The sequence below is a fragment of the Alteribacter aurantiacus DSM 18675 genome, assembly GCF_000429705.1.
Lineage (GTDB): Bacteria > Bacillota > Bacilli > Bacillales > Salisediminibacteriaceae > Alteribacter > Alteribacter aurantiacus.
Window position 1 is genome coordinate 704,683 of sequence record NZ_KE386941.1, and the last position, 12,189, is coordinate 716,871.

Genomic DNA, 12,189 nt, shown 5'->3' on the forward strand with positions numbered 1-12,189 from the left:
CGGTCTTTTATATGTTCTAGTAAGAAACCTTGCAAGGTTCACCTTTTTGACACAACTTTCAAGGAGAAAAATGACGTGATATACAAAGAAATGATACACTAGTAATACTAGACATTTGTTTGCACATAGGGGGTAACATACGTGAGTACGGAAGCAAAGTTATTGGTGGTTGATGATGAAGAACGCATTCGTCGACTCCTTAAGATGTACTTAGAACGAGAGAATTATGAAGTGAAGGATGCGGAGAATGGAGAGCAAGCATTGGAGATGTCTTTGGAAGAAGATTTCGATCTTATCTTGCTTGACTTAATGATGCCTGGAATTGATGGTATTGAAGTGTGCGAAGAACTTAGAAAACATAAAGCGACACCTGTGATCATGCTGACCGCCAAAGGTGAAGAAGCAAATCGTGTACAAGGATTTGAAGCGGGTACGGACGATTATATCGTTAAGCCATTCAGTCCAAGAGAAGTTGTACTTCGGGTTAAGGCGTTACTAAGACGAGCTTCAACAACGAAGTTCTTGCAAACGGAAACACAAGCAAAAGATGTCCTTGTTTTCCCTCATTTAACGATCGACAATGATGCTCATAAGGTGATGGCAGGCGGTGAGGAGATTAACCTCACTCCAAAAGAATACGAACTTCTCCACTACCTTGCTCAAGCTCCGGATAAAGTATTTGCTCGTGAGGACCTACTTAAAGATGTGTGGAATTACGAGTTTTTCGGTGATTTGAGAACGGTCGATACGCATATTAAAAGGCTTAGAGAAAAGTTAAACAAAGTTTCTCCTGAAGCGGCCCACATGATTGCTACCGTTTGGGGTATCGGTTATAAATTTGAGGCGAGTAAATAGATGTTTTGGAGAAGTGTAGTAGGAAAGTTATGGGCGACGATCTTACTCTTAGTAAGCGTCGTCCTTTTAGTACTTACTGTCCTTTTGCTTCAATACTTTGAACGTTTTCATGCTGAACAATCAGAAGAACAACTTTTAAATCATGCATCATTGATTGCAAGCCTTATTGAAGATGATCATACAGACGAAGCAGCGATTGCCATGTCAAGAAAAATTGCAGAAACTTACGGGACGCGAGCTGTTATTATTTTGGATGAAGAGGAATTTTGGTATTCTTCAAATAATACCAAAGGAGAGCTACCGATTGACTTGTTTTACTCGGATAGAGAGCTATCCCAAGTCATGGATGACCAAGAAGTGGTCGTCCAACGTGGCGACTACGAGCTCAACCAACATAACGGTGATCACCAAGAACTACTTATCGTGGGCCTTCCGGTAACAAGTAGTAATCAAAATGGAGCCGTGTACTTGTATATGCCTCTTGATATTGTAGAGGAGGCTTCGGTACAAACGAAGCACATTATCTTGTTAAGTGCAGGCGTTGCCATTGTATTAACGACTATTTTTGCCTTTTTTCTAACAACAAGGATTACTGCCCCGTTACGTAAGATGCGTCGAGCTTCTCTTGAAGTGGCTAAAGGGAATTTCAACACGAAAATTCCGATTCGATCAAATGACGAAATCGGACTGTTAAGTATGGCATTTAATAGAATGGCCCGTGCTCTTAACACTAATTTAGACATGCTTAATCGTGAGAAAGAACAACTATCAAGAATCTTGAGTTCAATGGCTGATGGGGTAATTACTCTTGATCGAACGGGGAAAATGAGTGTTATGAACCCACCTGCTGAAGCATTTGTTATGGCTTGGACATATGAAAACCACCCTCAAGCCTCCAAACAAGTTTTACCACAAGAAATTAAACACTTGTTTAAAAAGGTAACAGACAAGGGTCAAGAGCAACTAGTGGAAGTTGATGTGCAAGGAAGAAGCTGGGTCATCGTCATGACACCTTTGTATGACCAAGAAAACATTCGCGGTGCCGTTGCAGTATTACGTGACATGACAGAGGAACGAATGCACGATAAGCTGCGTAAAGATTTTATTGCAAACGTGTCGCACGAACTCCGAACACCGATTTCAATGCTCCAAGGCTATAGTGAAGCCATTATTGATGATGTAGCAGGATCTGAAGAAGAGAAAAAGGAGTTAGCTCAGATCATTTATGATGAGTCCCTTCGCATGGGGCGTCTAGTGAACGAACTTCTCGATCTTGCCAGAATGGAAGCCGGCCACATTCAGTTAAACCTTGAATGGGTTGATACCACTGATTTATCGAAGAGAATTGTCCGTAAGTTTAGTGGAATTGCAAAAGAACACCGTGTTCAATTAAAAGAACAAATCGACTCTGTTAAATCATCACTATACGTTGATCCGGATCGAATTGAGCAAGTACTGACGAACTTAATTGATAATGCGATTCGTCACACCCCTGAAAACGGCGAAGTTACGTTAAGGCTTGCTGAAGAGGAAACGGGGATCACAATGGACGTGATAGATACAGGCAGTGGTATACCCGAAGAGGATCTCCCATTTGTGTTCGAACGGTTTTATAAAGCTGATAAAGCAAGAACTAGAGGACGCGCCGGCACAGGACTTGGCCTCGCGATTGTTAAAAATTTAGTCGAAGCCCATAAAGGAAAAGTGTCTGTTCATAGTAAACTGAATGAAGGCACGACATTTACAGTGTATTTACCTTATGAAAAAGAATAAGCCAACATGCCCCCAAGGTCCGGGTTTGACCTTGGGGGCATGTTGGCGAAGCAATGAGCGGAGCCAATGCATCCCTTGAAGCAGGTTACGAGCGCTTTTCTCGTAACCTGCGAGCAGTGACAAGCGTTTACATCACGATTAAAAAACATCGAGTTGCTTCGACGAAGACGCTTCAAAGCGTAAGCTAGAAGAGGAAGAAGCAAGTAATGCATCAGCGCTTTGTGTTTACATCTTCAGTTGCCTGCTAACCCAGTACCATGAGTATAGAAAATGATTATGAGCTCTTCTTACGATTACAGGTCTTTTTTGATCTCTCTTACAACGTGAGTAATTTCGGGAATAATAAGCTCGTCCATTGCCAGTTTCACAGCTCCTGAACTCCCCGGTGTTGAAAAAATAGCTATTTTTCCTCTTATGCCTGCAATTGTTCTACTTAGCATAGCAGCGGAACCGATATCTTTTTCATAACTCAAATATCTGAACAATTCTCCAAAACCGGGAATGGTTTTGTCTAGTAGTTGTTCTATTGCTTCGTATGTAAGGTCTCGTAAGGCAAGGCCGGTCCCGCCATTAATGAGTACTGCGTCGACCTGTCTGTGTGCTTCCGCTGACATAACGGCTTTTTGAATAGCTGAGTAATCATCTTTTACTATAAGGTGGTTGATAATATCATGGCCGGCTTCTTGTAATTTACTGACCATAAGGTGGCCACTTTTATCTGTTTCAAGGGTTCGTGTGTCAGATACGGTAAGTACTACACAATGTACTTTAGACGGTGCTTCTTTTTTATGTTCGTGTACACTCATATTAAGTAAAACCTCCTAACGGTTAGTAGCTTCATTTTAGCTTAATTAAGGGGATTGATCATCTATTTAAGTCAAAAAATCTTTTGTCTTGATGTGGTCTGTGTTGGCTTTTTCTAGCGATTAGGTAGGTTATTTACTTCTATTTGCTCGCCGACACCGCCGCGGAAAGGGAGCGGATGGGGCGAAGCGGAGCCTTACACCCTGACGTAAGGGTATACTTTTTTTATAAATATACGTATACAATTGATTCGTGTATAATGGAGTAGAAACATTTATACGTCTGCTACTTTAAGGTCGTACTTAACACGGTACGTTAAAAGGGAAGTCCGGTGAAAAGCCGGCACGGTCCCGCCACTGTAAGCGCATTGATTGTCTTCATAGCATTTATGCTATTAGGATATCCACCTATTCCACTGCCTTTTGCGGGAAGGAAGGAGGCAATCGTACATGTGTGAGTCAGGAGACCTGCCTTAAAGTTTTTGTACCTTCGGGAGAAAGGTAAAGCAGTGATGATCATTGTTTAATGGGTATTTACCATGAACAAGGTTTTCATATGCAAAACTTCTGCCTTTGAAGGAATTCGAGGGCAGTTTTTTTATTTCTCAGCACGTACATATTTCGACGTAATCTGTTTTCTAAAATGGATTAGGGGAGAGTTACACAATGAAAAAAGAAAAATGGATTACATTAGCGGCAGGTACAGTTCTCGTTTTATCGGCATGTGCCACCACCGAAGAAGAGACAGAAACAACGGAGAGTGGCGAGCCAGAAGAGAAAGGCAGCTTCCCAGTTACTGTTGAAGATGCTAGAGGAGAGGAACTGACGATTGAAAGTCAGCCAGAGGAGATTATTTCTTTGTTGCCTAGTAACACAGAACTAATCTATGGATTGGATGCATGGGACCAACTGGTTGCTGTAACTGCAAATGACGATTTTCCTCAAAAAGCAAGTGAATTGCCAAGCGTCGGGGATATGACGATCGACGTTGAGTCCATCATTGCAAAAGATCCCGACCTCGTATTAGCCGGTGCGATAAACGACCTAGAAGCCCTTGAGCAAATTGAAAATGCTGGTATCCAAGTCGTTGTCGTAGAAGATACAAATACGTTTGAAGACTTCTACACAGTCGTAACTGTTATGGGGGATGTATTAGGGAAATCTGAAGAAGCGGAAGAGATGGTACGTTCGTTTCAAGAAGAGATTGATAGGATAGAAGGCATTGCTTCGGATATACCGGAGGAAGAGCGTGTAAGTGTGTGGATTGAAGTAGGGGCAGATCCTCTGTTTACTGCTGGAACAGGGACCTTCATAGATGAGATGCTGACAACGATTGGGGCTGAAAATGTAGCAGGAGGCGAAGAAGGCTGGGTTCAATTTACAGAAGAAGATGCGGTCCAATTAAACCCTGAAGCTATCATTTTAACTTATGGCGCTTATGTAGAAGATGCTAGAGGAGATGTATTGAACAGGTCTGCATGGCAAAGCGTCTCTGCCATTGAACAAGATCGAGTCTATGAAATGGAAGACTCAAATATGATTACACGACAAGGCCCTCGTTTAATTGAAGGAGTCGAAACCCTTGCCGAACTTATTTACCCAGATCGTTACTGATCGTTATAAAACGAGCATATACCTCATCTTTTTCCTGCTTCTACTAAGTGCAGTATTTACCGGTGTCGGTGTCGGTAGTGTGGGCATTCCGCCAGTCGAAGTGGGAAAGATTCTACTCGATCAAATACCAGGTGTGAATATGCCGAGTGCGACAGAGGGGACGCTCGAGAATATCATAATGGAGATTCGTCTACCGAGAGTTCTCTTGGCCCTCTTTGTAGGGGCATCTTTATCTGTAGCGGGCGCAAGCTTTCAAGGACTTCTAAGAAACCCTCTTGCTGATCCTTATACTCTTGGTGCTTCTTCAGGAGCAGCTGTTGGAGCAGTAATGGTGTTTTATTTCGGGCTGACAATTCCTTTCTTAGGCTCATTTACCCTTCCTGTTGTGGCTGTAATTGGAGGTTTTGTCTCATTATATTTAGTGCTTTCCATGGCCAGGCTCGTGAGCAAAGCCATGTCTGTAGAGACAATTATTCTGATTGGAATTATTTTTAGCTCATTTTTAGGCTCACTTATCTCTCTCATGATTGCCTTAAGCACCGAAGAGCTCAGACAAATCATTCATTGGCTAATGGGCTCAGTAGGCATGAGAGGGTGGCCGTATGTATATTTGATCGTTCCTTTCTTTATTATTGGTACAGCATTGTTACTGGTTCACTGGCGGGAATTAAATGCGTTTGGATTTGGAGAACAGTCTGCGCACCATTTAGGTGTTGATATTAAACGAAAAAAAACGGTGATTTTGTTTGCGGCTGCTCTTTTGACAGGTGGTGCTGTTGCCGTATCCGGGACGATTGGATTTATTGGGTTAGTAATCCCTCATTTTGTACGCCTCTTAATAGGTCCTGATCATAAACATGTACTTATTCTTTCAGCAATAGGTGGAGGGGCGTTTCTAATCTTCGCAGATGTTGTGGCAAGAACGATTATTTCACCACAGGAGTTGCCAATCGGTGTGATTACTGCTTTAATCGGAGCTCCAGTGTTCGGGTTGATCTTAATTTATAAAGTGAAAAAGCAAAGGTAGAGAAAAGCACTGAAAGCTGTTTTGTATTTCCAGTGCCCCCATAGAGGAGGTGGAGACCATGATTCATGTGTCGTCCTTATCAGCAGGATACAATGAACGTTTTGTTGTAAATAATGTATCGTTTACGATTAAAAAAGGGGAAGTATACGGAGTATTGGGGCCAAATGGCAGTGGTAAGACAACGTTACTGAAAACACTGACTAAGTCACTTCCTCACCAAAAGGGGACCATAACAATCGACGATAAACCTGTTGAAACGTACAATGTTAAAGAACTTGCAAAAGTGATGGCGCTGGTCTCCCAACACCATGAACAATCATTTACGTTTACTGTAAAAGATGTGGTTACAATGGGGAGGTATCCTCACAAAAAAGGACTTTTTCACTTTTATGACGAAGAAGATGATCGGATTGTTCATCAAATGATGGAGCTCATGGATGTTTTGGAGTACAAAGACAAACCTCTTTCACTTTTAAGCGGCGGAGAGCAACAGCGGGTGTTTCTCGCTCGCGCTCTTGCTCAAGAACCTGCCCTTTTGTTGCTTGATGAGCCTACGAACCACTTGGATTTATCTTATCAAATTGAACTGATGAGCCGAATTGTCCAATTAGCGAAAACGAAAAAGCTGACCGTTGTAGCCATTCTACACGACGTAAACCTTGCAGGGCTCTTTTGCGACCGTCTCTTACTGTTAAGTAACGGGAAAAAAGTTGCAGAAGGACCTCCGGTTGAGGTCCTTAATCGTACAAATTTAAGTGAACTGTACCATACTCCATTAATCGAAATTGAGCATCCGACTGTACCTAAACCATTGATTACGTATGACCCTTCATTGACAAACGTGGTACAAGAAGAACCCTCTTTCTTGTCTTCAATAGAATCACAGGGCTGTTTTATTATAAAAAGCGATCGTCCCCTTCGCGTTATTACGTCACGTAAAGAAGGAAGTCCAACGGGATGGCGTTCAGCATTTATCTATCAATTCGCTGACCGTGGTAGTCGCAGTCATAAGGACATGGTATTTTCCTTGAAGAGGAAAGCCCCTCACTGGTTGAAAGAAAAAAACAAGTCCACTTTTTCCATCCTGCTATTTGGTTCAGGTAACAAGGTGATCGTTACCGTTTACTTAAACGGTCAAATCAGTGACGGAGAAACGTTTCATTTATTGATGAACCTTTCGGGCATCGTTCATCAAGCCATCCCGAATGTGCAATTGGAGGAAATCTGCATTGCCTCTACTGGTATCGGTCAAAAATGGGATGAGAAAAATGCCTTGTTTGAAACTATAAAAAGTCTTATTGAAAAAGATGAAAAAGGGGAGGTCCATGTATGAAGATTTATACGAGAAAAGGTGACAAAGGGAAGACCCACTTGATTGGAAAAAGGGTCGAGAAAAATCACTTAAGAGTTGAAGCGTACGGTACAATTGACGAGTTGAATAGCTTTATCGGGCGTGCTCTTGCTGGCTTAACAGGTGAAGAAAACAAAGATATCGTTGAAGAATTAACGAATATTCAGCACGAATTGTTTGATTTAGGTGCAGATCTTGCGAATGTTACAGAAAAGCCTGTATATAAGACAAAAGATGAATATGTAGAAACACTAGAAAAAGCAATTGATAAATATTGGGCAGAGGCACCTGAAATTAAAACCTTTGTGTTACCAGGTGGAACGCCAGCAGCGGCAGACCTTCATGTTTGCAGGACGATTGCTAGAAGAGGAGAACGGCGTATTATTGCCTGTATGCAAGAAGAAGACGTTCCTGAAGTAATAATAAAGTACACAAATCGCTTATCGGATTACTTGTTCGCCGCAGCAAGAGTAGTGAACGCACGTGCAGGTTGCAAAGATGTCCTTTACCGAAGTAATAATGATGTGTTTAAATAACACCTCAAAAAAAAGAAGCTGGTCAATTGACCGGCTTCTTTTTATAGGAAATTAAACATTTACTTCAATGTCAGCATCTTCGCGAAGTTGCTCAACATATTTGTTAAGTTTTATATTTTCTCGGATTTCGTTTTCTGTTTCTTCATCAAGCTCGGCTTCAGGGTTTTGTTGAGCCGCTTGCTGGAATTGTTCTTCTACTTCTTCATCAGTTACTTCAATTGCGTCTTCATCAAGGTGATTCAAAGTCATGAGCTCTTCAACGGCTAATTGCTCTCGGATGTCCTCTTTCAAGTCTTCTTCAGACATGCCGGACTGTTCCAGAGCTTCTTCATACCCGTCACGATCCTCAAACATTTGATCAATTAACGTATTAAGTTCTTCTTCTACTTCTTCATCAGAGACTTCAATGTCTTGGTTACGCGCTTCTTGTGATAAAAGCTCTTGGTTGATGAGTTGGTCGACAAGTTGTTGACGCATAAACTGAACATCTTCTGCTACTTCCTCATCGTCCAATTCTACTCCTTGCTGAGCATACATCTGCTCTAATTGCATCATTTGAGCATCGTATTGTTCTCTAGAAACTTCTTCACCATTTACAGTAGCAAGTGGCTCACCATCAGAGGCTTCATCATCAGAGGCTTCACCATCATCATCCATTTCTACTTCTTCAGTTTCAGGAGCATCGTCACCTTCATTTACTTCAGGTGTTTCTTCGTCTCCACATGCAGCTAATACTGTAATTGCAGTCACGGCGACTCCGATAGCAATCGTCTTTTTAAACCGTTTCATCTTTGCATCACCTTTCTAAGTTGAAATGATAACCTTTTGATTAGTTCCCACTGTACCATACAGCATGGACGAGTATCAAACATCTAAATCTCAAAAAGTATGGACATGTGAAGTGTGCTAGAATAGAATCCATAAAGACGGGAGGGGCTACAGATGCGCACGGATTACCATAATCATTTGGAAAAAGGAACATTGACTTTGGATTATTTAAAAAAGTTTACAAATGAAGCGAAGGAAAAAGGGATTGAGGAATTCGGAATTTCCGAACACGCTTATCATTTCGCAGAAACTGAAAACATCTTAAGTAACCCGTGGGTAAATGAACGTCGTTGGTACGAGATGACGGACTACGTTCAATTGTTTAAAGAAGCAAAAGAAGCGGGAATTGACGTGCGTATGTCTATTGAAATGGACTACACACCAGGGAAACATAAAGAGATGGAAGCATTCATTCAAAAATACCCTTTTGATTATGTCGTTGGGAGTGTCCACTGGGTAGGTGATTTTGGTATTGACCTTGCTGAATATCGAAAAGAGTGGGACAAAAGAGATGTAAAAGAGGTTTATAAACAGTACTTTGATCAAATCGTTACCCTCGCAGAATCGAACCTTTTTGATATTGTTGGCCACTTGGACCTTGTGAAAATCTTTGGGTATGTTCCCAAGGACCGTGCATTCTTACTTTCAGAATACGAACGGATAACAGATGCCCTCAAGAATTCTAAAACGTGTGTGGAGATCAGTACAGCCGGTCTTAGAAAGCATGTTGGCCGGATGTATCCTGAACCTGAACTTTTACGTATGTGTAATCAAAAAGGGATTCCGATCGTCTTGTCTTCAGACGCTCACGAGCCTGAACATGTAGGCTATGCGTATGATGAGGCTGTTCGTTTTGCAAAGACAGCCGGATATTCCACTGTCATGACATTTAAAAAAGGAGAGAGAAGAGAAGTGGCTCTTACATAGTCTTGGAATTCAAAAAGGCTGCTCAGTATTATACTGAGCAGCCTTTATCGTGTTGTTTTTATTTACAGTTCCAGAACTGTCACGTGACGAATCTCGTCAACGTGCTCTAATGCTTCAATCGTAGCAGAGGCCACTTCTTTATCTACAGTCAAGATCATCATGGCGTCACCGCCTTCTGTTTTTCTTCCTACCTGCATCGTAGCAATGTTAACATCGTGGTTTCCTAATAATTGACCAACTCGCCCAATAACACCAGGTTTGTCTGTGTGTTTAATAAATAATTGATGGTCAGAAGGTTGGAAATCTACAGTGAAATCATCGACCTTAACAAAACGCAATCCAAAGTCTTGGTTTGCCGTTCCAAGGATCGTAAATGTATGATGTTCACCGTGAACGTGCCCTTTAATGAGACTTTGATAGCCGGTTTCTTCTTGGCTCCTTTTTTCACTGAATGAAACGCCTCGTTCTTTTGCGATAAAGTTAACATTCACATCGTTAATATAAGAATCCACGCGGCTCTTAAAAAAACCAGTCAAGAAGCTTCGCGTTAAAATAGCCGTGTCGTTTTCGGCTACTCGACCGGAATAGGTGATTTCAATATCTTTAACTGGAATACGCATCGAAGTGGATGCCATCTTACCCATTTTGTATGCGAGTTCATAGAAAGGATGTATTTTTTCGAAGTGATCTTTTGAAATGTGAGGGAAATTTAAGCCGTGAATAATCGGTTTCCCTTTAGAGTATGCCAAAATCTCTTCTGACACTTGTTCGGCTACACTTCGTTGGGCTTCTTTTGTAGAAGCGGCGATGTGAGGGGTCAGAATCACTTGGTCCAGATGCTTGAGTGGGTGGTCTCCCAGTGGTTCATCCTCAAATACATCCAAGGCAGCTCCGGCCACGTGGCCCCTCTCGAGAGCATCAACTAAAGCAAGCTCATCAATAATTCCGCCTCTCGCACAGTTTAAAATAAACACGCCCTTTTTAGCTCGAGCTAGCTCCGAAGCACCAATCAACCCTTTTGTCTCTTTAGTAAGTGGGGTATGAACCGTAATGACCTCACTTTCCTCAAGGATTTGATCAAGACTGGCGTTAGTTACGCCGAATTTTTTAGCACGATCGTTGGTCAAGAAAGGATCGTATACAAGAACATCCATCTGGAATGCTCTAGCCCTTGCTGCTAACTCCGTTCCGATGCGTCCAAAGCCGACAATTCCGAGTGTTTTCCCATAAAGCTCAAACCCTTCAAACTTCTTTCGGTTCCATTCACCACGTTTTACACTCTCACTCGCCTGGGGGATATTTCGAAGAAGTGAAATCATCATGGCGAATGTATGCTCACAAGTAGAGATGGTATTTCCATCAGGTGCATTAATGACAATCACACCATGCTTTGTAGCGGCATCAAGGTCGATGTTATCTACGCCAACACCTGCCCGGCCAATAATTTTAAGGTTTGGAAGGAGCGTGAACGTGTCGTCTGTCACTTGCGTAGCACTCCTTACAACAAGTGCATCTATTGAGGGATCGGGCTCTGAAAACTCTGCTACATTTTTTTCAACAACGTTAACTTGTGGATCATTGAGCAAAGGCTGGAGTCCTTCACTGCTTAAACGATCTGAAACCAGTACCGTAAATGTGTTTGTTGCGGTTTTTAAGTTTGACACCAAAACGTCCTCCTTGATCTGTTATGTTCTACACAATATATCAGATATCTTAACATGATAAAAGAAAATTCTAAATATTAATTTTATCAATGTAATGCAATGAAGAGATAAAGTCAGTTTTCAAGAGAACTGATTGTATTCAATAATATTATTATGTAAACTAACTGAACTACTTATCTTGATAATGCGATTTTTTTGGGAGGATAGGCAAAAAAGACACTCAGAATAAAAAACAAAATATCTTTTTTTTAATGTCTAACGAATATTTTAGGTGAAAAGAGAAGGGAGGTTATGGTTAAATATATTAAATGGCCTGTGATCACGTTCACGACTCAGTATGGATTGAAAGCAGTCATACAAAAAAAGCCCGCAGAATCAGCGGGCTTTTTTATAGTCTATTCAAATTTTAATGCGTCTCCATCAAAAGACTCGTCCGCAATTTTAATTGAATCAGTAGGGCAGCCGTCAAAAGCATCTTCCATGTCTTCATGAAGCTCATCAGGTACTGCAGTTGTTCCTTCGTTATCATCCAAAATAACAAACGCGATTCCATCATCGTCGTAGTCATAAATATCAGGTGCAGCTGCACCGCATGCTCCGCAGGCAATGCAAGTGTCTTTGTCTACAATCGTGTACTTTGCCATTGTTAATTACCTCCCAATATAATGTAAGTAAGATCCCTTTAATTCTCTATTATGTAGAAAGGGAATTTTTAGAACCATAACATAAATGCTTTCACCTATTGTTATTGTAATGGTTCTCCCTCTTTCTTTCAATAGAAAATATAAGGGGTGGTTATGGTCTGTAGCTA

Annotated in this window: 11 protein-coding genes and 1 riboswitch; of the genes, 7 read left to right on the forward strand and 4 right to left on the reverse strand. The window is 41.5% G+C overall.

Annotation, left to right across the window (positions count from 1 at the left end; translation table 11 throughout):
* Positions 1-141: 141 nt before the first annotated feature.
* Both G476_RS0106800 and G476_RS0106805 read left to right on the forward strand, forming a co-directional pair.
* Positions 142-855 carry a response regulator transcription factor gene (locus tag G476_RS0106800; RefSeq protein WP_026689436.1) on the forward strand — a complete coding sequence of 238 codons (714 nt, stop codon included), beginning with the start codon at positions 142-144 and terminating at the stop codon, positions 853-855.
* Complete coding sequence (locus G476_RS0106805; RefSeq protein ID WP_026689437.1) at positions 856-2,628, forward strand: ATP-binding protein; 1,773 nt, start codon at positions 856-858, stop codon at positions 2,626-2,628.
* A 293-nt stretch (positions 2,629-2,921) separates the two neighbouring features.
* Here the strand turns inward: G476_RS0106805 and G476_RS0106815 are convergent, their stop codons facing one another.
* Positions 2,922-3,434, reverse strand: coding sequence for a MogA/MoaB family molybdenum cofactor biosynthesis protein (locus G476_RS0106815; protein ID WP_026689438.1), 513 nt, complete (start codon positions 3,432-3,434; stop codon positions 2,922-2,924).
* 274 nt (positions 3,435-3,708) lie between these two features.
* Positions 3,709-3,921, forward strand: a riboswitch (cobalamin riboswitch).
* Between the two features lie 176 nt (positions 3,922-4,097).
* Between G476_RS0106815 and G476_RS0106820 the strand changes: the two genes are divergently transcribed.
* From G476_RS0106820 to G476_RS0106835, 4 genes are read left to right on the forward strand one after another with little or no spacing between them, the layout of a single operon-like run.
* Positions 4,098-5,045 carry an ABC transporter substrate-binding protein gene (locus tag G476_RS0106820; RefSeq protein ID WP_026689439.1) on the forward strand — a complete coding sequence of 316 codons (948 nt, stop codon included), beginning with the start codon at positions 4,098-4,100 and terminating at the stop codon, positions 5,043-5,045.
* Positions 5,014-6,072 carry a FecCD family ABC transporter permease gene (locus G476_RS0106825; protein WP_026689440.1) on the forward strand — a complete coding sequence of 353 codons (1,059 nt, stop codon included), beginning with the start codon at positions 5,014-5,016 and terminating at the stop codon, positions 6,070-6,072. The genes G476_RS0106820 and G476_RS0106825 overlap by 32 nt, the downstream gene beginning before the upstream one ends.
* 58 nt (positions 6,073-6,130) lie before the next feature.
* A complete protein-coding gene (locus G476_RS21410; RefSeq protein WP_051314688.1) occupies positions 6,131-7,405 on the forward strand; it encodes an ABC transporter ATP-binding protein in 1,275 nt (424 codons plus the stop codon).
* Entirely contained in the window at positions 7,402-7,959 is a 558-nt protein-coding gene (locus G476_RS0106835) for a cob(I)yrinic acid a,c-diamide adenosyltransferase (protein ID WP_026689441.1), read from the forward strand. The genes G476_RS21410 and G476_RS0106835 overlap by 4 nt, the downstream gene beginning before the upstream one ends.
* A gap of 51 nt (positions 7,960-8,010) precedes the next feature.
* On the opposite strand, the gene G476_RS0106840 is transcribed toward G476_RS0106835, so the two are convergent.
* Positions 8,011-8,748, reverse strand: coding sequence for a SurA N-terminal domain-containing protein (locus G476_RS0106840; protein WP_026689442.1), 738 nt, complete (start codon positions 8,746-8,748; stop codon positions 8,011-8,013).
* A gap of 153 nt (positions 8,749-8,901) precedes the next feature.
* Here G476_RS0106840 and G476_RS0106845 point away from each other — a divergent pair, with 153 nt between their 5' ends.
* Positions 8,902-9,714, forward strand: a complete 813-nt coding sequence (locus G476_RS0106845; RefSeq protein ID WP_026689443.1) for a histidinol-phosphatase — start codon at positions 8,902-8,904, stop codon at positions 9,712-9,714.
* Between the two features lie 62 nt (positions 9,715-9,776).
* On the opposite strand, the gene serA is transcribed toward G476_RS0106845, so the two are convergent.
* Positions 9,777-11,378 (reverse strand): phosphoglycerate dehydrogenase, encoded by a 1,602-nt coding sequence (gene serA / locus G476_RS0106850; RefSeq protein WP_035186202.1) that lies wholly within the window; start codon positions 11,376-11,378, stop codon positions 9,777-9,779.
* A 395-nt stretch (positions 11,379-11,773) separates the two neighbouring features.
* The gene (locus G476_RS0106855) at positions 11,774-12,022 is read right to left on the reverse strand and encodes a ferredoxin (RefSeq protein ID WP_026689445.1); all 249 of its coding nucleotides are present in this window, start codon (positions 12,020-12,022) and stop codon (positions 11,774-11,776) included.
* Between the last annotated feature and the right edge of the window lie 167 nt (positions 12,023-12,189).